At 54.7% G+C, this 19,000-nt stretch carries 19 protein-coding genes and 1 riboswitch; of the genes, 2 read left to right on the forward strand and 17 right to left on the reverse strand.

Annotated elements, in window-relative coordinates; all coding sequences use genetic code 11:
- Window positions 1–24 precede the first annotated feature (24 nt).
- Window positions 25–894, forward strand: a complete 870-nt coding sequence (locus tag ACPGUT_RS03845; protein WP_423988988.1) for a TerB family tellurite resistance protein — start codon at window positions 25–27, stop codon at window positions 892–894.
- Between the two features lie 32 nt (window positions 895–926).
- Here ACPGUT_RS03845 and ACPGUT_RS03850 read toward each other — a convergent pair whose 3' ends face one another.
- The 10 genes from ACPGUT_RS03850 to cbiT form a co-directional block, all read right to left on the reverse strand.
- Window positions 927–2,204 carry a glycerate kinase type-2 family protein gene (locus ACPGUT_RS03850; protein ID WP_423988990.1) on the reverse strand — a complete coding sequence of 426 codons (1,278 nt, stop codon included), beginning with the start codon at window positions 2,202–2,204 and terminating at the stop codon, window positions 927–929.
- Entirely contained in the window at window positions 2,174–2,941 is a 768-nt protein-coding gene (gene yaaA, locus ACPGUT_RS03855; protein WP_423988992.1) for a peroxide stress protein YaaA, read from the reverse strand. Before yaaA ends, ACPGUT_RS03850 begins: the two co-directional genes overlap by 31 nt.
- A 79-nt stretch (window positions 2,942–3,020) precedes the next feature.
- Complete coding sequence (cobS, locus tag ACPGUT_RS03860; protein WP_423988994.1) at window positions 3,021–3,779, reverse strand: adenosylcobinamide-GDP ribazoletransferase; 759 nt, start codon at window positions 3,777–3,779, stop codon at window positions 3,021–3,023.
- A gap of 1 nt (window position 3,780) precedes the next feature.
- On the reverse strand, window positions 3,781–4,794 hold the full coding sequence (cobT, locus tag ACPGUT_RS03865; protein WP_423988996.1) for a nicotinate-nucleotide--dimethylbenzimidazole phosphoribosyltransferase: 1,014 nt from the start codon (window positions 4,792–4,794) through the stop codon (window positions 3,781–3,783).
- Window positions 4,795–4,807: 13 nt separating this feature from the next.
- The gene (gene cobF, locus ACPGUT_RS03870; protein WP_423988997.1) at window positions 4,808–5,554 is read right to left on the reverse strand and encodes a precorrin-6A synthase (deacetylating); all 747 of its coding nucleotides are present in this window, start codon (window positions 5,552–5,554) and stop codon (window positions 4,808–4,810) included.
- Window positions 5,551–6,276 (reverse strand): uroporphyrinogen-III C-methyltransferase, encoded by a 726-nt coding sequence (cobA, locus tag ACPGUT_RS03875; RefSeq protein WP_423989056.1) that lies wholly within the window; start codon window positions 6,274–6,276, stop codon window positions 5,551–5,553. Before cobA ends, cobF begins: the two co-directional genes overlap by 4 nt.
- Complete coding sequence (locus ACPGUT_RS03880) at window positions 6,273–7,583, reverse strand: cobyrinate a,c-diamide synthase (protein ID WP_423988999.1); 1,311 nt, start codon at window positions 7,581–7,583, stop codon at window positions 6,273–6,275. Before ACPGUT_RS03880 ends, cobA begins: the two co-directional genes overlap by 4 nt.
- A 3-nt stretch (window positions 7,584–7,586) precedes the next feature.
- The gene (cobM, locus tag ACPGUT_RS03885) at window positions 7,587–8,372 is read right to left on the reverse strand and encodes a precorrin-4 C(11)-methyltransferase (RefSeq protein ID WP_423989001.1); all 786 of its coding nucleotides are present in this window, start codon (window positions 8,370–8,372) and stop codon (window positions 7,587–7,589) included.
- On the reverse strand, window positions 8,369–8,773 hold the full coding sequence (locus ACPGUT_RS03890; RefSeq protein ID WP_423989002.1) for a cobalamin biosynthesis protein: 405 nt from the start codon (window positions 8,771–8,773) through the stop codon (window positions 8,369–8,371). The genes cobM and ACPGUT_RS03890 overlap by 4 nt, the downstream gene beginning before the upstream one ends.
- The gene (gene cbiT / locus ACPGUT_RS03895) at window positions 8,770–9,963 is read right to left on the reverse strand and encodes a precorrin-6Y C5,15-methyltransferase (decarboxylating) subunit CbiT (protein WP_423989003.1); all 1,194 of its coding nucleotides are present in this window, start codon (window positions 9,961–9,963) and stop codon (window positions 8,770–8,772) included. The genes ACPGUT_RS03890 and cbiT overlap by 4 nt, the downstream gene beginning before the upstream one ends.
- On the opposite strand from cbiT, the gene ACPGUT_RS03900 reads away from it, so the two are divergent.
- Window positions 9,962–10,711: a cobalt-precorrin-6A reductase gene (locus tag ACPGUT_RS03900; RefSeq protein WP_423989004.1), complete on the forward strand. Its 750-nt coding sequence runs from the start codon at window positions 9,962–9,964 to the stop codon at window positions 10,709–10,711. The genes cbiT and ACPGUT_RS03900 overlap by 2 nt on opposite strands.
- Here the strand turns inward: ACPGUT_RS03900 and cobJ are convergent.
- Genes cobJ through ACPGUT_RS03935 form a run of 7 tightly spaced genes read right to left on the reverse strand, consistent with a single transcriptional unit; the run spans window position 10,687 to window position 18,667 of the window.
- Window positions 10,687–11,457 carry a precorrin-3B C(17)-methyltransferase gene (gene cobJ, locus ACPGUT_RS03905; protein ID WP_423989005.1) on the reverse strand — a complete coding sequence of 257 codons (771 nt, stop codon included), beginning with the start codon at window positions 11,455–11,457 and terminating at the stop codon, window positions 10,687–10,689. The genes ACPGUT_RS03900 and cobJ overlap by 25 nt on opposite strands.
- On the reverse strand, window positions 11,454–12,182 hold the full coding sequence (gene cobI, locus ACPGUT_RS03910) for a precorrin-2 C(20)-methyltransferase (RefSeq protein WP_423989006.1): 729 nt from the start codon (window positions 12,180–12,182) through the stop codon (window positions 11,454–11,456). Before cobI ends, cobJ begins: the two co-directional genes overlap by 4 nt.
- Before the next feature lie 3 nt (window positions 12,183–12,185).
- Entirely contained in the window at window positions 12,186–12,821 is a 636-nt protein-coding gene (locus ACPGUT_RS03915; RefSeq protein ID WP_423989007.1) for a precorrin-8X methylmutase, read from the reverse strand.
- Complete coding sequence (cobG, locus tag ACPGUT_RS03920) at window positions 12,818–13,984, reverse strand: precorrin-3B synthase (RefSeq protein WP_423989008.1); 1,167 nt, start codon at window positions 13,982–13,984, stop codon at window positions 12,818–12,820. Before cobG ends, ACPGUT_RS03915 begins: the two co-directional genes overlap by 4 nt.
- Window positions 13,981–17,244 carry a cobaltochelatase subunit CobN gene (gene cobN / locus ACPGUT_RS03925; RefSeq protein ID WP_423989009.1) on the reverse strand — a complete coding sequence of 1,088 codons (3,264 nt, stop codon included), beginning with the start codon at window positions 17,242–17,244 and terminating at the stop codon, window positions 13,981–13,983. Before cobN ends, cobG begins: the two co-directional genes overlap by 4 nt.
- Window positions 17,245–17,265: 21 nt before the next feature.
- Window positions 17,266–18,300 (reverse strand): cobalamin biosynthesis protein CobW, encoded by a 1,035-nt coding sequence (gene cobW / locus ACPGUT_RS03930; protein WP_423989010.1) that lies wholly within the window; start codon window positions 18,298–18,300, stop codon window positions 17,266–17,268.
- The gene (locus ACPGUT_RS03935) at window positions 18,293–18,667 is read right to left on the reverse strand and encodes a DUF1636 family protein (RefSeq protein ID WP_423989011.1); all 375 of its coding nucleotides are present in this window, start codon (window positions 18,665–18,667) and stop codon (window positions 18,293–18,295) included. Before ACPGUT_RS03935 ends, cobW begins: the two co-directional genes overlap by 8 nt.
- 84 nt (window positions 18,668–18,751) lie before the next feature.
- Window positions 18,752–18,965, reverse strand: a riboswitch (cobalamin riboswitch).
- Window positions 18,966–19,000: the final 35 nt, after the last annotated feature.

A 19,000-nucleotide genomic window follows, 5' to 3' on the forward strand; every position in this document is an offset into this window, starting at 1 on the left:
TTTAAACAGTTACAGGTTATCGACATGCGTTTTATTCTCGCACTATCACTTGCGGCTCTGCTGCAATTTCTTCCCACATCCAATGCAGAAGCCCGCGGACTGATCCTTTATGGCAGTCAGGACAGTCTTCACTTTGTCGAACAGACACGTATCCCGTCCGATAATGGTGGTACATTTGCGCTCTGCCGTTACACGACCAAATACCATCTTTTCTGGATCGGTTTTTTTCGCCACGTAAATGAATACGGCTTGTCAGATCAGGGCTGTAACAGTGATTATTTCTACGGATTTAGTTCTGCCGAGTTTATGGAAGCACAAACTGCAGGTCTGATTAGTCCAGATTTACCAGTGCAGCCAAAATTAAGCATTGGTGAAATTTTGACCGGGTTCGCGGGCAGCATCCTGCTTGGCTTGGTGATCCTGTTTGTCGTTTACGGAGGCATCGTCAAATCCCGACGTGAAAAAGCCCGGATGGAAGCAATGGGTGGCATTGCCAGACCAACCCAAATGGTGATCGATGCAATGGCCCATATGGCACGTGCAGACGGCCATGTGGATGATACAGAAGTTGCCGCTATTGCAAAGATAGCCCGCGATCTGACCGAAGATGAGTTTGATGATAGCCTGGTCAGAACGATTGTTGATCTTGCAGAAACCAACCTTGTCGAAGGTGACTTCGTTCGTTTTGGTGCTGGACTGACCACCGATCAACGTCGGGTTGTCCTCAAGTCTGTCTATCTGATTGCAATTTCTGATGGAAACTTTGCTGCGGATGAGCAAAAGTTCGTCGGCATGCTTATGAATGATCTGGAAATCGATGCTGAATTGATGGATGCAATCATTGCTGAGGTGAACGATACAGTCACAGAAACAGCGCCAGAACCCACGACATAAATCCAGCTGGCCGGTTCCAAACCGGTCAGCTTTCATCCAATCAGGATCGCTCTGAAATCATTCACATTTGTCAGCGTCGGGCCGGTTACAACCTGGCCCCCCGCGGCCTCAAAAAAGCTATGGCTGTCATTGCGTTTCAAGGCGTCTTTCGCATCCATATTTGTTTGCAACAACGTATCAGGATATACGACTGCCCCGGCGATCTCGGCGGCACCATCGACGCCATCTGTATCACACGCCAACAGGTGAATGCCCTTCTGACCATTCAGGGCAATTGCTGCGGCTAGCGCGAATTCAGCGTTAGGGCCACCGACACCACCTTCCCAGCCTGAAACAGTGCATTCTCCTCCAGACAACAGTAACAATGGCTGAACCCCAGTTCCGCGTATTTTCTGATGCTGAAGCACAATTTCCACCTGTCGCCGTGCTTCATCCCGGGCTTCACCTTCAATAGCGTCGCCAAGGATCTGCACCTCAACACCCAGCGACTTCGCAAAATCAGAGGCAGCCATAAGCGATTGCGAAGGGGCAGAGATAACTATATTTTCCACGTTCTTCAGCTGCTCATCATCTGGTTTTACAACACTTGATCCACGCTTCAGCACATTCATAGCCGCATCAGGCATCGTGATATTGCGACGTTTTATAATGTTCAGAGCATCCTCAGCACGGGATGTTTCAGCCACAGTAGGACCAGAGGCAATGTCACCCGGATCATCCCCAGGCACGTCCGAAATCATGAGGCACAACAGCTTTGCTGGATATGTCGCCGCGGCAAGCTGTCCGCCTTTGATACGCGATAGATGTTTACGGATAATGTTCATCTCGCCAATCGGGGTCCCGCTTTGCAGCAACGCGCGATGTACAGCCTGCATATCAGGCAAATTCATCCCATGTGCAGGTGCACAGAATAAAGAAGAACCACCGCCAGATATCAGGCATAACACAAGATCATTTTCATCAAGATCCTGAACCAGGCCCAGCATTCTGGATGTGGCATCAAAGGCCGACAGATCAGGAACGGGATGGGCCGCTTCGACGATTTCTATCTTTTGTGTTGGGCGGGCGTATCCGTATCGTGTAATTACCAACCCTTCACATGGGCCCCATTGTTGTTCCACCGCCTCTGCCATACGGGCCGAAGCTTTGCCTGCACCAATCACTATTACGCGCCCCTTCGGACGATCTGGCAGGGCCCTAGGAATGGTTTTCAGAGGATCAGCAGCCGCAACAGCAACATCAAAACACGCGCGTAAAAACTGATCCGGCTCAGAGATCATCAGGCTGATTGTGCCCGTGAAAACACCCATTTGTCATCTGATGACAGATCGGCGCGGAAACCATATCCGTCGGTATCAAACTCTTTCAGCCCTTCCGGGCGGTCCACGCGATGTTCTACCAGATAGCGTGCCATGGCCCCACGTGCGCGTTTGGCGTAGAAGCCAACCATCTTTAGTTCATTGCCTTTTTCTTCTTTGAACTCTGGTGTGATCACACGTGAATTCATGGTTTTGGCACTGGCGGCACGGAAATATTCATGAGAGGCCAGATTAATCACGGCACCACCATCCGCAGCCTGATCAAGCGCATTGCCCAACCGTTGGCCCCAATAGGCATACAGGGTTTTGCCCTGGCTGTTCACAAGGCCCCGCCCCATTTCCAAACGATAAGGCTGAATGCGATCCATCGGGCGCAAAGCCCCGTACAGACCCGACAGAATACGCACATGATCCTGGGCATAGGCAAGTTGATCCGCATCAAAATCCCAGGCCCGGAACCCCTGATAGGTATCACCAGTGAAAGCCAAAGCAGCCTGTTTCGAATTTGCGTCTGTAGAAGATTTCTCAAATGATTTGAAACGGTTCACATTCAGTTGGGCCAGATCTTCACTGATCTTCATAAGATTACGCAGATCTTCCACGGACAATTTCTGTGCCAGTTGTACAAGCGTGTTTGCGTCCGCCTGAAATTCGGGCATGCTTTCGATTGTGCCCTGTGGTGCCGGTGTGAAATCAAGGCTTTTGGCGGGTGATAGAACTGCAAGCATTTTTGGCCCCTGGATGATGTCTAGGGTCATTTCTAAGCGCTCACCCGTGCAATGCAAGGGGCGCTTTCTGACAGATGCGTTACAGGCAGAAAATCAAGATCGCAGCAAGGCAGGAGAATTGCTGTATCGCCCCCAGAACATCGCCTGTATATCCCCCGATTTTCTGGTTCGAAAAGCGCAACAGCCCCAGCCCACAAGCAAGGGAAACGACAAACGCCCCAAGGCTGATCCACAGGCCAAAACTGACAATTGCAGGCAAAAGACCAATCGCAACGGTCAACGCCACGACATAAAATCCGTCCTGACCAAGCCGTTTCTGCACGTCCTGGCCCGCCCCTGTACGGCGCACGTATTCGCCGCGATCCATAGCAAAAACCACGGCTGTGCGTGACAACATATGCGCCGTAAAAAGGGAAACAGCGGCTTGTGAAACCGGCATAGACATCAGCGCAACCACGTTCATCAACACCAGAAAAATCAAGGCCAGCGCGCCGTAACTTCCCAGACGGCTGTCTCGCATGATTTCAAGTCGGCGTTCAGTCGTATGCCCCCCCCAGAACCCATCCACCATATCTGCGAACCCGTCTTCATGCAGCGCACCTGTGATCAAGGTCGCAATGATCAGAGCCAAGACAACGGCAATTGATCCGGCCCAAAAAGCAGATGCAATCCAGAGAGTTAGTGCAGCAATCCCACCAACCAACAGGCCGGTCAGCGGATAATATCGGATGGAACGCGCCATGCGGGCGGGATCGTATGGGGCACCTGCGGGCACTGGCAGACGCGTCATAAACTGCACTGCAAGGCGTAGGGTTTCGATCTCCTCCCGCAGGGCCATATCAGGCGTCTTTCCCACTGATGCCAGCGTCTGCAAAGGTCGCCATATTGTTCAGCATATCTGCGGCGGCACGTACCAGCGGCCAGACCAAAAGCGCACCGGTGCCTTCCCCCAGACGCAGGCCCAGATTCAATACGGGTTTAGCATCCAGATGTGTCAAAGTCGCAATATGCCCGGCTTCTTCAGACAGATGTGCAAATACCATTGCTGGACGGATATGGGGGGCATTCGTGAGGGCAACCAGCGCGGCAGAGGTTGCGATAAACCCGTCCACAAGAACAACTTTTCGCATTTCAGCCGCTTTGATCATAGCACCCGCCATCATCAGAATTTCAAAGCCACCGTATTGTGCCAGAACTTCATCCGTGGTCAGATTCGACGTACGCGCAGCGGCCTTTTCAAGGATCGCCAATTTGCGGGCCACGCCATCATCATCAAGGCCAGTCCCACGCCCTGTCAAGGTTGCCAGATCAAGACCGGTCAACTTGTGAATCAACATGGTCGCAGTGGCGGTGTTGCCGATACCCATCTCCCCAAAGCTCATGGCATCTGCACCACATTCCGCGGCGATATCTGCGCCCGCTCGCATGGTTTTCACCATAGTATCCGCTGCCATGGCAGGGCCAGAAAGATAGCTGTCAGTGCCAGCGCCCATGCGTCTGGAAACAAGATCCGGCGCGTCAATCGGATCACCAGCAACGCCTGCGTCAACGACAGTCACGGGGACATCCAACCGGTTGGCAAAGACGTTCGCAGCGGCACCATTGCCTAAGAAATTCAACACCATCTGCTGGGTTACGGCCTGAGGAAACGCGGAAACACCTTCATTCGCAATACCATGGTCCGCCGCAAAAATGACGTGGTGACATGTGTCCAGCTTGGGGGCGAGTGTCCCCTTCAATGCCGCGATTTGCGCCGCAAGTTCTTCGATCCGGCCAAGGGATCCCGGCGGTTTGGTTTTCATGTCAATCGCGGTCTGAATTTCAGTGGCGAATTCTGCAGATACTTCCAGCATGGTCTCTTCTCCCTCATCCACGCTCAAGGATATAAATATCCATGATCCAACCGTGGTCGTCTTTGGCGCGTTGCCGTGTTTCGATGATTTTCTGTGATACGTCAGTCAGTTGACCGGAAATCGTAACTTCGTTGGGCATGCCAACAAAACCGCCCCACCAGATATGAATGCCCGTGGGATCAAGCGTCTGAAAGGCACAGTCTCCGTCCAGCATGATCACCAGCCGATCTGCCCCTGAAGGCCAGCCATGATCGCGCAGTTGTCGACCTGTGGTGACCTGAAAAGCGCCCCCCAAAGCATTCAACGGGATCTGATGCGCCGCCGTTAGACCTTGCATCGATGTAATGCCCGGCACCACATTCAGCTGGATTTCGACCCGCTTTGAAACCCGGTCGGCAATGCGCAAAGTACTGTCGTAAAGCGAAGGGTCCCCCCAAACCAAAAGCGCGATATCACGGGCATCTGTTCGGGCCGTAATTTCCGCCAGCCAGCAATCCGCAATCGCATCATGCCAGTGGTTCACACGTTCAATATAGTCTGTGATCGCAGGATCACGCACCGGCAAAGCAAATTCCGCGATCTCAACACTATGGGTCAGCACATCCTTGCAGATGCTCTGACGCAATTGTGCAAGATCTGCTTTGTCATCCCCCTTATGCGGGATCAGGATCAGATCCGCAGCATTCAGCGCCTTGATCGCCTGCAGCGTCAAGTGATCCGGGTTGCCCGTGCCAATGCCAATCAGATGCAAAGTGATCATAGATCAGCCCCATAAAGTGGCCCGATCAAGATTATCGCCGGTCCGTCGACTTTGCTGTCAGACAGTTCTTTCGCAAGTGCCGCGACATTGGACCGGATCAGGTTTTGATTGGGATGAGATACATTTTCGGCCAGAAGCGCGGGGGTGTCACCGGGCATTCCTGCGTCGATCAGCTTTTCAGCAAGTCCGGGAAACGTGCGTTTCCCCATAAAGATCGCAGTGGTCGCATCCGGATCGGCAAGGGCAACCAGGTTGATGTCTTCCGGCAACTCACCTGTCAGGGCATGCCCCGTGACAAACTGCACGCGACGTGATTTTTCGCGCCGAGTCATCGGAATTTTCGCCGCAGCCGCCGCAGCCATTGCCGACGTCACACCCGGAACAACTTCGTAGTCGAACCCTTCGGCAGTGAGGGCAACGATTTCTTCTTCGAGACGGCCAAACATGCCGCTGTCACCGGATTTCAAGCGCACGACTTTCTGACCGGTCCGGGCATAATCCACCAAAAGGCGACTGATATGATCCTGACGGGGGGATGCCCGCCCAGCCCGTTTTCCGACGGAAATCAGGTCAGCGTCTGTCTTCACATGTTCAAGGATCGGCCCCGAAGACAGATCATCATACAACACAACGTCCGCATCCTGCAGCCGCTTGACGGCACGCACTGTCAGAAGCTCGGGATCACCCGGTCCAGAGGAAACAAAACTGACGAAACCCATTATGAGACCTCCGAAATCAAGTGGAAGAATGTGCCCGTGGCCAGCCCGCGTTTGGACCCGGTTTCAGGCACTTCGGCACCGGTTGCGTCTTTGACAACAGCCAGTGGCGCGTCGGGCTGATCAAGGATGGTGGAATAGTGGAATTCATGCCCAGCCAATTCTCGCCCTGCCTCAAAAGCGCCTGTGGCCAATTGCAACGTCGCACGGCGATAGCCAAGATGCATTTTGCGTTTCTCATACGATGTGACAAGACCCAACAGGCCCAACATTTCGTGCGAGGTGCCTTCTTTATCAATCAGTTGCGCACCCATTGCCATATAGCCACCGCATTCGCCGTGCACAGGTTTTGTTTCCGCAAAAGCACGCATCTGCGTCTTGAAATTCGCAGCGCCGGCAAGTTTTCCTGCATGCAGTTCCGGATACCCACCAGGCAACCAGGCCAAATCCGCATCCATCGCGGGGCCTTCATTTTTCAGGGGTGAAAACAGGGAAACCTGCGCGCCCTGCTGGCGCCAGCCATCCAAAAGATGCGGGTAAACAAAGGAAAACGCTTCGTCCCGGGCCAGCGCGATATGCTGCGCGGGGGGCTTGATCACATGTGTGCCGCCTTCAGGCAATGTGGTTTCGCCAGCCGCCGCCTGCAGAGATTCGAGATCAATATGTTCCCGGATAAACACAGCCAAATCTTCGAGGATCTTATGCAGGGTTTCCTGTTCTTCGGCCTGCACAAGGCCAAGATGGCGTTCGGGCAATTCAACCGCACCTTTGCGTGGCAAAGCACCGAACACTTTGATCCCGGCGGCTTCCATGCCAACACGGATCAGACGTTCATGACGTGGGCTTGCGACCTGATTCAGGATGACACCCGCAAAGGGCATATCCGGGCGCATGGCGCGGAACCCCATGGCGGTGGCGGCAGCAGATTGCGCCTGACCGGACACATTAATGACCAGCACAACAGGCCAACCATTACGCGCCGCAATATCGGCACTGGCCCCGTTGCCAGATGCACCATCCGTGGCAACGCCATCATACAAGCCCATAGACCCTTCGGCGATCATCAGATCAGCGCCTTCACCGCGCGTCACATGATGGTTCAACATCGCATCCGGCATCGACCAACTATCAAGGTTAAAGCTTGGTAAACCTGTGGCGGCGGTATGAAACGCCGGATCAATGTAATCCGGCCCACATTTATAGGGCTGCACTTTCACGCCTTGCTGACGCAGCGCATAAAGCAGACCAAGGGTCAGGGTGGTTTTTCCAGTGCCCGACGCAGGGGCAGAGATCAGAAGGCCTTTGGGCAACATGGTTTAGTCCTTTGTCTCAGGGAAACGGGGTTCAGTGCCACGGGGGCGGAAACGGCGGTCATAATCATCAGCATAAAGGCGACTTTCGGTGAAGTCATCCGCCCCAAGGGAACGACCAACCATGATCAGGGCGGTGCGTGTGACCTCGGCGGGCATCAGACCTTCGATTGTTTCAAGCGTGCCTTGGATGATTTTCTGATCCGGCCAGCTGGCGCGCCAAACAACGGCGACCGGGCAATCCGCACCATAATGCGGCGTCAGTTCGCGTACCACCTGATCCAGAACATGAATCGACAAGTGAATACACAGGGTTGCGCCGGTACGACCGAAGTTTTCAAGCGCTTCGCTTTCTGGCATAGAGGTCGCACGACCAGACGTTCGCGTCAGCACAACCGATTGCACCAGTTCCGGCAGCGTCAGTTCGGCACCAAGCGCGGCAGCAGCAGCCGTGAAAGATGGCACGCCCGGCGTCACGCTGAACGGGATATTTTCGGCTTTCAGGCGGCGCAGCTGTTCCCCCATGGCAGACCAGACGGACAGATCGCCCGAATGCAGACGCGCCACATCATGGCCTTTCGCATGGGCCTCTTTGATATGCTCGATGATCTTATCCAGATCAATTGGGGCAGTGTTGATCAGTTCCACGCCTTCGGGGCAATGGCTAAGAATTTCATCCGGGATCAGCGATCCCGCATAAAGGCAGGTCTGACAAGACGCCAGAATATCACGCCCCCGTAGGGTCAGCAGATCAGCGGCACCAGGGCCTGCGCCAATAAAGTGAACGGTCATGTATTTTTCTCTCGTGGGGCCAGAGCCAACGCGGCGGTGGCCGTGGATTGTGTGGCGTTGTCGGTGGAAAGCTGTCGTTCCGCATGCAGCGTTGCGTCTTCAAATGCCGCCAATGCGACAGCTTCTGCGACGGAACCCGTTCCAAACAGCGCCTGAATGCGCGCCGATTGGGTTGGGGTCGTGATGCCGCGAATATCATCAGGGGTGACAGTACGAATACGGGCGTCTAAATTTTCTGCCAGACGCATGAAGGGTGGGTATTTGGCCTTGGCCACCAGTGTGACAATCACATCGGGTGAAACCCCGTTAACATCGCAAAGGCCGCGCGCCGCAGTTTCCAGCGCGCTGTAAGTCGCATCGGATTTAAAGCCCATGCCAAGAATGGTGATCTGGTCGCTCATTTCACGACCCTCCACTGCACAACAGGACGCGCCGCTTGCCAGCCACGCATACGGCCCAAAGGTGCGGCTTGCGCAAAATCAAAACGCATCAACTCACCACCCAATTTTCCTGCCAATTGCGTGATCAAGGCTTCGCTTTCAAGCGTCACCGTATTGGCCACAAGGCGCGCACCATCAGGCATCTTCGCCCAAAGAGCATCAAACAACTCCGCATTCAACCCGCCACCAATGAAAATCGCATCCGGCGCGGGCAGATCATCCAGCCCCGCAGGCGCATGGGCGTTAATCACCTCAACTCGGTGACCAATGCCAAAGTGATCCGCATTTTTACGGATGTTTTCGATGCGATCTGCGCGGGTTTCCAGCGCGAAACCACGGCTTCCAGGTGCCGCCAGAAGCATTTCAACCGTGATGGAACCAGACCCGGCACCAATATCCCAGAATATCTCGTTCGGACATGGGGCCAAGGCGGACAGTGTTAGGGCACGCACCGGACGTTTCGTAATCTGCCCATCCGTTGCGAATAATTCATCAGCAAGGCCAGACGCCCGGCTGATCCCACGCCCGATACAGTCAATCGCCACAGCCACAGGGTGATGCAAATCGACCTGAGATAGCTCACTTGCCTTCCGTTTGATGCACTGTTCCTGATAGCCCCCAAGAGATTGAAAACAAGTAACAACACTGTCCCGAAAACCGCTTTCTGTCAGATATGCACCAAGGTCAGAAATAGCCGCCCCATCGCGCAGAGTTGCAATGATCTGTACCCCATCTGACGCCAAGGGCAGCAAGCGGGAAAAGGATTTTGCATGCAGCCCCATGCAGAGCGTTTCTTCAAGCCGCCACCCCATACGCGCGGCGATCATGGAAAAGACGGAAGGGGCGGAATGACAGATGTATTCCGATGGATCAAGCTGCGCGGCAATCGAACCACCGGCCCCAAACCAGAACGGATCACCCGAAGTCAGCATGACAGTTGCCTCGCCCCGCTTTGCAATCACGGGGGCAATGGAAAACGGTACTGGGAACGGATCCCCCAACAGATCAAGAACCTCAAGATGACGGGGTGCCCCGATGATATGTTTTGCATCTGCAATCGCTTTTCGGCTTGCATCTGTCAGGCCAGCGGGGCCATCTTCGCCGCAACCAATAATCGTCAGCCAGGGTGTGGTTTTGCCAAAGTCAGACATGCAGAAAATCCTTATCTTGGGCGGTACAACAGAGGCTTCGCACCTTGCGCGCCATCTGGCAGATTGTGGAACAAATGCTATATTTTCCTACGCCGGGCGCACCAATGCGCCGCGCAGTCAACCCCTGCCAACCCGCGTGGGGGGCTTTGGTGGCGTGGCTGGTCTTGTCGCATACATCCATGCTGAAAAAATCACGCATATTGTGGATGCAACCCATCCATTCGCCGCGCAAATGTCGCAGAATGCACTGCTGGCTGTGGCGCAAACCAGAACGCCCCTGATCAGTTTTGAGCGCGCGCCATGGGCAGCTAAGACCGGCGATAACTGGCAACATGTTGCAGATTATCCTGGCGTTCTGAAAGCCCTTGGCGAAACCGCGCAACGGGTGTTTCTGGCTATTGGAAAACAGAACATTGATCTGTTCGCCACTGCGCCGCAACACCATTACCTTTTGCGCCTGGTCGACCCGCCCGAAAGCATCATTCCCCTGCCCAGCCACACCGTCGAAATCGCAGCAGGACCGTTTGATCTGGCCGGAGATCTGGCGCTTTTGAAACGCCACCATATTGATGTGATCGTCACCAAAAATGCGGGTGGCATCGGCGCACGTGCCAAGCTGGACGCCGCACGAGATCTGGGCCTTCGGGTGATCGTGATGGACCGCCCACCCCTTATGGGGCGCCAGATTATGCAATCGCAACAGGATGTTCTGGCCTGGCTTCATCAGGATGCAGCCCAGTCTTTCTGAGATCGCGGCGTGTTCACAATCACCGTGCCTTCAATCACATGGGTTCCAGAATTTCCGACCAGAACCACCGTGCGCATATCCGCCATATCCGGCGTTGCGTCCCCAAGACGTTGAATGTTGATCACCTGCTCATCCGTCGACACCGCGCGGGCAAAAATGATGAGATGGTCAGGAGTCAGTTCCTCGCGTAGAATGTCAAGAACCTGGCCAAATTGCGTAGGGCGGGATTTGGATCGCGGATTGTAAAAGCCCATTGCGAAATCGCCGCGCGCCGCGTGACGCAAACGGTGTTCCACCAGGGCAAAAGGTTTCAGATTGTCCGACAGATTGATCGCGCAAAAGTCATGCCCCAGAGGCGCGCCACAAGCCGCAGAAGCTGCCAACATCGCAGTAATTCCAGGCACAACTTGAATATCAAGAGACGCCCATTCCGGATGATCCTTGATCCCCTCTTCAAGCGCCTCAAAAACCGCCGATGCCATGGCGAAAACACCCGGATCACCGGAAGACACCACAACAACCTGCTTGCCCTCGACCGCCATTTCAAGCGCGTGAATGGATCGGTCAATTTCGACGCGATTGTCAGAGGCATGCAACGTCAACCCATCGCGTGGCGCAATGCGTTTCACATAGGGAATATAGCCCACCACATCGGTGGCCTGATCAATCGCAGTCTGCGCTTCGGGGGTAATTAGGTTTTCATTCCCAGGCCCAAGGCCCACAATGATGACACTGCCTTTATTCATGGTCTGCGCCCCTGTCCATGCACGAGAATAATCGCAAAATATGGGTTCTCATCGCAATCCAATTCGCAAAGTTTGTGGATTTCCTGATCAGGCATGGTGCCACGTTTCACGATCCAGGCGTCCTCATATTTACCTGCACGTTGCAGGGCGCGACGGATCTTGGGAATGTTCTGACCGGTCTTCATCACAACAATCGCATCTGAACATTCCATGCGTTGCGTCAGGTCATCCTCAGTCAGGGTGCCCATCAGAACCGTCATCACATCATCGCCCCAGGTGATCGGCTCGCCTGTCTGGTTCCAACAGCCGGACATGCCAGTGATGGCCGGGATCACGTCAATTTCCATGCGATCACGCAGGCGGGTATAGAGATGCATGAAAGAGCCATAAAAGAACGGATCCCCTTCGCAAAGCACAACGATATCTTCGTTTGGCTGTTCTTTTGACAGGGCCAATAGGCGTTCTGCCCAGTCGTCATAAAACGGGGCCAGGCTCGCGTTATAGCCAGGATCAGACAGAGGAATTTCCGTAGTAACCGGGTATTCCATCGCGTATTCCACCGCATCTTCACGCAGCAATCCATCGACGATCCGACGAGCCATGCCATGACGGTTTTTCTTGCGAAAGAATGCGATGTGTTTGGCAGTGGTCACGGCGCGATGGGCTTTGACGCTCATCAAATCCGGATCACCTGGCCCAAGGCCTGCACAAATCAGTTTACCCATGGTTTATTCTTTCCAGCTGGCAAGGGCATTAACGGCGGCAACCGTGATCGCAGAACCGCCCAAGCGGCCTTTGACAATCATGGAGGGCACGGGCAAATCTTGCATCAACGCATCTTTGCTTTCCATGGCGCCAACAAAGCCAACCGGGCAACCGATGATCGCAGCTGGGCGTGGGCAAGTCGGGTCTTTCAGCATATTCAGCAGATGAAACAAGGCGGTCGGCGCGTTGCCAATCGCGACAACAGAACCTTCCAGTTTGTCGCGCCACAACTCAAGCGCGGCAGCCGAACGGGTGTTGCCCATTTCTTTCGCCATGCCCGGCACACGTTCATCACGAAGGGTGCAGATGACCTCATTGTTGGCAGCAAGACGCGGGCGGGTGATCCCTTCAGATACCATGTAAGCATCGCAAAGAATTGGCGCGCCATTGGCAAGTGCAGCGCGCGCGGCCTTTGCCATTCCGTCTGAGAAAACAACATGTTCTTCCAGGCCGACCATGCCCGCAGCGTGGATCATCCGCACGGCAACCACTTCTTCGTCTTTGGTAAAACGGGTTAGGTTTGCTTCCCGGCGAATTGTGGCAAAGCTTTCATCATAGATGGCCTGGCCGTTGGTTTCATAGGTGTGGAACTCGGTCATTTGGGGTGTCCTTCGAAGATCAATGTCGGATCAGTGGCAAGGGCTGTGGGGCGCAGGCCCCTTGCCGATGGGCTTGTGTCAGAAAAGTGATGCAGGTCGAACCCCGCATCTGTGGCAATCAATGTCGCATCATACTGTCCGGACGCAGCACAAGCTTTGGCACATCCCGTGATGTGCAGATGTTTTCCAATCGGGATATGTTGCGCAAGCCGGTCTGCCAGCGCACGGGTTTCACCCAACGCCTGAGGGCATTTCGGTGCACCCGGACAGGCCGCAATACGCAGACGGGGATCATTCGGATCGATGATCAACCCCTCACAAGAAACCGGCAAAGTCAGGTTCTGACCAGGCACAAAAAATGCACGCCAAGGCGTCATCGTGATGCCGGTCAGTGATACAGACAGAAGGCGCAGATCACTTGCTGTGATCTGACCATAAGCACAAGCAATCAATGTGCCGTCGTCTATGGGACCCGCCTTGGGGGGCGTTATTTGTACACGTGGCGTTTCTGTCCCACGGAACTGTTCTGGCAGAATATCTGGCTGGCGCTTCAAAAGCTTGCGCATCCGGCCACGCCCGTCTGTGATGCCATGATCGGCAAACCATTCGGCCAGCAGGATCATATCGTCAATCACAGTATCACGAGATGTCAGCGCGGCCGTGTCACAACCATCAGCGCGCAATATCATCTGACCTGCTGTGTTCGATTCAACCCGGATATCAGCAGAAACATCGCCCAGGACAGCATCTGGCCCGATATCAATCGCAAAGCCAAATTTGCCGGGCAGTTCAGGAAAACGTGGCAAGGCTTCGGTCAAATCACGTGCTAGATCACGCGGAGCATCGCCACCAAAAGGCGTAATTACAATATTGCGTTTGGTTTCGATGGCGATATCCGCATCGATCACCCCAAGGGTGCGCAAAGCGTCAATTAACGTCGGATGATTTTTTGCATCAACACCACGGATCTGCAGGTTTGCCCGCTGTGTTACATCCAGAATACCATTGCCATATTGATCAGACAGACCTGCAATTTTCGCCATTTGATCGGCGTTCAGCTGACCGACAACAGCACGCACGCGCACGACCAATCCGTCGCCAGACATCATCGGGCGCAAAGCCCCCGGGCACCAGCCCTGAATGATAGGATCAGTTGCGCTCATGATAAAGCCTCCAGATCCGCATAAATCGAGTTACGGCGGGATTTCCACAGACCTGCTTCCAGCAAAGCATTGAAACGATCTTTCATCGCCTGGAATGCTTCGGGGTTATGTTCCTGTAGAAATGCCAGCACCTCTTCCCGGCCCAGCGTCGCATCAAAGTATTGATCGAACAGATGGCCTGGCACCGTGTCTGACAGGTGCTGAAACGCAGCCATCTGATCCAGAGTTGCCGCAATTTCCGCCCCGCCCCGAAAACCATGCCGCATCATACCATCCGCCCAGTTCGGGTTGGCGGCGCGGGCACGCACAACACGCGCAATTTCTTCAGTCAAAGTGCGTGCGCGCGGATCATCCATACGGGTACTATCGAGATGATAAAGTGCGGGGGCATCCTTACCCAGCGATTTCAACGCGGCATAAACACCGGCTTCATGCCCAACATAATCAGGGGCCAGAAGAACATCGGTTTCCGCCAAATCCTGCACATGCACGAAAGCATCCACATTGTTCAATTGCGCTTCTAGCGCGGCACGGTTTTGCGTGACAGAGCCATCCTGCGCAATCGCCCATTCCGACGCCTTTAGCCAAGCTTCGCCCGCCATCTGACGGGCCTCATCGGTGTAATCATCCAGATATTGCCCCATTTCCAAGCCATATGACCCAGGCTTCGGGCCAAAAACGCGCGGCGTGGTTTCGTTTTCGGCAGCAAGATATGGGTTGAAATCGGCCGCTTCATCGCGTGCCGCCAAGGCCTTCACAGCCTGCTCAAACATCCCTGCAAGGCCAGGAAAGATGTCACGAAACAGGCCAGACACCCGCAAAGTCACATCGATCCGCGGACGCCCTAACATCGCCAAAGGTTCGATCACAAAGCCAGAAACACGTTCAGAACCCTCATCCCATTGCGGCGAAATACCCGCAAGATGCAAAGCCATGGCAAATTCTTCACCGGCGGTGCGCATGGTGGCGGACCCCCAAAGATCCACGACCAGCCCACGGGGATAATCGCCTTCTTCTTGCAAATGGCGACGTACAAGCTCTTCCGCCATTTTTACGCCCTGCGCATGTCCGGCACGGGTGGGCACAGAACGCGGATCGGTCGTGAACAAATTACGCCCGGTTGGGCGAATATCCTGACGGCCACGATAGGGTGAACCTGAAGGGCCTGCATCAATGCGAACACCAGAGAGGCCTTTGATCAGACCTGCGATTTCTTCCGCGCCGTGATCCCCTGCCCCGTAAACATGCAACCCGTCGCCATATTGGCTTTCCTTGATGTCACAGACAAAACGGTCAATCCGCGTCATGGCTTCTGCGGCAGACGCATCCGCAGCGAGACCAAGGTCAGACGCCACACCAGAAGAATGCGCCTCATCCACAATAGTATCAATCAGACGGGTGCGGCGCGCCGGGTCCAGCCCTTCAGCCGTAGAATATTCATCCAAAAGCTGTTCCAGGCGGATCAGGTTCTGTGGAGTTTCCGACTGCGCCATTGGCGGGGGCATATGCCCCAGTGTCACGCCACCAATCCGACGTTTGGCCTGCGCAGCTTCGCCCGGATCATTGACGATGAACGGATAGAAAACCGGTGTATTGCCCACCAGTGCATCCGGCCAGCAATCGCCAGACAAAGCCACGGACTTACCCGGCAGCCATTCCAACGTGCCATGAGCGCCCATATGCACAATTGCATCGGTCTGACGCGCCTGAAGCCAGAGATAAAACGCCACATAGCCATGACGCGGCACACGAGACAGGTCGTGGTAATCATCTTCGCGCGTCGTGCGTTCACCGCGTTCCGGCTGCAATGCAACGGTTGCCCGATCAAGTTGCAACGCCTGGAAATGGAAAGCATCTTCGCGCACGCTAGGATCAGTTTCAGGGTCACCCCAGGCCTCCTGCAGTTTTTCCTGAAGGGGCGTGGGTAGCGACTGCAAGGCTGCCTGATAATCACTCAGCGGAAAGGACAAAGCCCCTTCCAGCAGATCATCCGGAGCAAACTCATTTTCGACACTGTAGCCGCTATCCGCCAATGCCTGCAAAACACCCTGTGTTGAAGCCAGCGCATCCAGCCCCACCGCATGGGCCATTTGCCAGGACTTCCCCGGATAGGTTGAAAGGACAATCGCGAGGTTCTTATCCATATTCGCAGTGATTTTCAGGCGATAATGCCCGAGGATTGTTGCAACAGCAGCTTCTAACAGATCCGCATCTGTCGTATGCACAAAGCGGCTATATTGCAGGTCTGGATCACGTCCCTCTGGCGCTTTAAAGCTGATCACACCCGCCAACAATCGTCCGTCGACCTCTGGCAGAACCACATGCATCGCAAGGTCAGCCGGAGACAGGCCACGTTCGGCTTCTAGCCAATCACGGCGGCGAGCGGTGGACAGGGAAACCTGGAATACGGGCACGCCGGGCGCATCCAGAACCGACGCGCTGCCATCCTGTTGACGGGCGGAAAAGGCTGTCGCATTGATGATCAACGCTGGCGGATGATCTTGTAATAATGTAGGCAGGTTTTCAGTCGCTGCCGGGTGCTTCAGGGAAGGCGCGAACACCCCGTATGCCGCAAAGCCCTTTGCCCGAAATGACCGGATCAGATCGTCCACCGGGGCCGTGTCCGCCGAGGTCAGATAGCTGCGATAGAAGCTGACCCATACCAGTGGCTTGTCATTGATTTCCGGAACATCAATCACGCCATGGTCAGGATCGTAGACACCAAATTGCGGCATGGTTTTACGACCGGGAACCGGGGATGCATAAAGACCAGCGGACAAGGCAAGCTGGGCCAGGGCAGCGCGCGCAGCGACGGCACCACCTTCGTCGCAAAGACGCCCCAAACGTCGCAACGTTGCGACGGGCAAAGTGGACAGTGCGTCAAGCTGCGTATCTTCACGCCCGTCAGCCGGCAATACCGCTAGAGCAATGCCTTGGCGCCGCGCCAAATCCTGCAATTGCGACATGCCGTATGCCCAATATTGCTGCCCACCAATCAAACGCACAAGCACAGCTTTTGCCCCGCTCAGTGTCTGTTCGACATAGGTGTCAACGGACAGCGGGTGTTTCAGCGCCACCAGATTTGCCAATCGCAACGATGGCAGTTCCGCGCCCTGTTCTTTCGCCTGCTGCCAACCCGCTTTAAATGCGCCAAGATCACTGTCTGAGAATGACAGCACGACAAGTTCCGCAGGATCCTGTTTCAGATCCTGCGGAGTGTCATCTTCCAAACCTTGGCTGTCGCGAAATACGACGTGCATGTGCAGGCCCTCCGGCGGGTGTTAAGCCCCAAATACCGCGCGGATCGCGGCCTCGTTGATGTCATCATGTTCGGCAATCACAACCATCTGACCTTCGCGTGGGTTCACACCCCATGGTTGGTCATACTGTGTACGCACACGGGCAGAAACCGCCTGCACCAGTAAACGCATTGGCTTGCCTTTGACCGCCGCATAGCCTTTGACACGCAGAATATTTTGTTCACGTGCCAAAGTTTCGATTTGTGCTGTGATCGCTTCGGGGGATTCAATTTCAGGAATGTCGATGATGATGGATTCAAAATCATCATGTTCATGATCATGATGGCCATCGTGATGGGATGGGCGTGCTTCCAAATCATCTTCGGCCCCCGCTTCAAGACCCAAGATTACTTTCGGGTCAATTTTACCATCGGTAACAGGCAGCATTGGCACCTTGCGCGGGGTTTCCGCTGCGATGATCTCTTTTGCTTTTGCCATCTGTTCAGCCGTGGCCAAGTCAGCTTTGGACAGCAACACAAGATCCGCACAAGAAATCTGATCTTCAAACACTTCCGACAAAGGTGTTTCGTGATCCAGGCCTTCATCTGCTTCACGTTGCGCATCCACTGCTGCAACATCGGGTGCGAACCGGCCGTCTGCAACAGCTTCGGCGTCGGCAACTGCAATCACACCATCAACGGTAATTTTGGATTTGATCGCGGGCCAGTTGAATGCCAGCAACAGCGGCTTTGGCAAGGCCAGACCAGAGGTTTCGATCAGGATATGATCCGGAGGAGTGTCAAGCGCCATCAAGCCTTCGATGGTCGGAATGAAATCATCCGCCACGGTGCAACAAATGCAACCATTAGCAAGTTCAACGATGTTTTCCGCAGGGCAGTTATCGTCCGCGCAGCCTTTCAGGATTTCACCATCAATGCCAAGTGTGCCAAATTCATTCACCACAACAGCCAGGCGGGTGCTGCCCGCATTGCGGATCAGGTGATGTACAAGGGTCGTTTTACCGGACCCAAGGAAACCTGTGATCACGGTAACGGGGATTTTACGCAGATTAGTCATGGTTCGATCCTAAGGCTGGAATACGGGAAAGTGTGTGTTTCTTGAAGGTCGCGGAACGCTGACGCCATGGAATGATGCCATCGTCTGTTGCGGCATAGGCAGCGGCACCGTCGATAATATCTTGCAAGTGTTCTTCCTTGTTCAGATTGCCATAAACATAGGTCCACTTGCCATCCTGCGCCAAAGCAATCGCCGCGCCATTGCTGCAGGCGGACAGGCATTTCACACCTTTGATATCAACCCCGTCTGGGGCGCCAATATCATTCAGTGCATTAAGCATAGCTTCGCCGGGACGTTCACCATCCTCAGGGATCTCCAGTCCAGCCCGGCATGTCGTGCACACATAAAGCGTTGCATTTACAGTCATTATCCAAGCCCTTTCCCGACCTTTCTGGCGCATAGGGGCTGTGCTGTAAGGATCAGATCCTTGCAGATTGCGATACGCCCCGATCGCCGTTGCATTCTTCTGGCAGGTCTCCCGGCTTACGGCTTCGGGCTGGGCCCGGCGGATAAGATCCTTCCCGGCAAGATTGCCAGTGGAAATTACCCTGATCCGATCACGGTCGCGGGGGCGGCTTCGCTTGGGCGCAATCAAATGTCGCTTGCGCCTGTCGTATTCCCTCTTCGTCTGTATTACTACAGAAACCAGAATCCCCATGTACGGGAAAAACCCCTTCGCAGCAAGTTGCGAAACCGACAT

It is taken from the genome of Halocynthiibacter sp., from assembly GCF_049608145.1.
Lineage (GTDB): Bacteria > Pseudomonadota > Alphaproteobacteria > Rhodobacterales > Rhodobacteraceae > Halocynthiibacter.

What these genes read in the sequence shown, in the direction of transcription:
- ACPGUT_RS03845 (WP_423988988.1), top strand. Translation starts at nt 25, where the DNA reads ATGCGTTTTATTCTCGCACTATCACTTGCGGCTCTGCTGCAATTTCTT.
- ACPGUT_RS03850 (WP_423988990.1), bottom strand. Translation starts at nt 2,204, where the DNA reads ATGGGTGTTTTCACGGGCACAATCAGCCTGATGATCTCTGAGCCGGAT.
- yaaA (WP_423988992.1), bottom strand. Translation starts at nt 2,941, where the DNA reads ATGCTTGCAGTTCTATCACCCGCCAAAAGCCTTGATTTCACACCGGCA.
- cobS (WP_423988994.1), bottom strand. Translation starts at nt 3,779, where the DNA reads ATGGCCCTGCGGGAGGAGATCGAAACCCTACGCCTTGCAGTGCAGTTT.
- cobT (WP_423988996.1), bottom strand. Translation starts at nt 4,794, where the DNA reads ATGCTGGAAGTATCTGCAGAATTCGCCACTGAAATTCAGACCGCGATT.
- cobF (WP_423988997.1), bottom strand. Translation starts at nt 5,554, where the DNA reads ATGATCACTTTGCATCTGATTGGCATTGGCACGGGCAACCCGGATCAC.
- ACPGUT_RS03880 (WP_423988999.1), bottom strand. Translation starts at nt 7,583, where the DNA reads ATGTTGCCCAAAGGCCTTCTGATCTCTGCCCCTGCGTCGGGCACTGGA.
- cobM (WP_423989001.1), bottom strand. Translation starts at nt 8,372, where the DNA reads ATGACCGTTCACTTTATTGGCGCAGGCCCTGGTGCCGCTGATCTGCTG.
- ACPGUT_RS03890 (WP_423989002.1), bottom strand. Translation starts at nt 8,773, where the DNA reads ATGAGCGACCAGATCACCATTCTTGGCATGGGCTTTAAATCCGATGCG.
- ACPGUT_RS03900 (WP_423989004.1), top strand. Translation starts at nt 9,962, where the DNA reads ATGCAGAAAATCCTTATCTTGGGCGGTACAACAGAGGCTTCGCACCTT.
- cbiT (WP_423989003.1), bottom strand. Translation starts at nt 9,963, where the DNA reads ATGTCTGACTTTGGCAAAACCACACCCTGGCTGACGATTATTGGTTGC.
- cobJ (WP_423989005.1), bottom strand. Translation starts at nt 11,457, where the DNA reads ATGAATAAAGGCAGTGTCATCATTGTGGGCCTTGGGCCTGGGAATGAA.
- cobI (WP_423989006.1), bottom strand. Translation starts at nt 12,182, where the DNA reads ATGGGTAAACTGATTTGTGCAGGCCTTGGGCCAGGTGATCCGGATTTG.
- ACPGUT_RS03915 (WP_423989007.1), bottom strand. Translation starts at nt 12,821, where the DNA reads ATGACCGAGTTCCACACCTATGAAACCAACGGCCAGGCCATCTATGAT.
- cobG (WP_423989008.1), bottom strand. Translation starts at nt 13,984, where the DNA reads ATGAGCGCAACTGATCCTATCATTCAGGGCTGGTGCCCGGGGGCTTTG.
- cobN (WP_423989009.1), bottom strand. Translation starts at nt 17,244, where the DNA reads ATGCACGTCGTATTTCGCGACAGCCAAGGTTTGGAAGATGACACTCCG.
- cobW (WP_423989010.1), bottom strand. Translation starts at nt 18,300, where the DNA reads ATGACTAATCTGCGTAAAATCCCCGTTACCGTGATCACAGGTTTCCTT.
- ACPGUT_RS03935 (WP_423989011.1), bottom strand. Translation starts at nt 18,667, where the DNA reads ATGACTGTAAATGCAACGCTTTATGTGTGCACGACATGCCGGGCTGGA.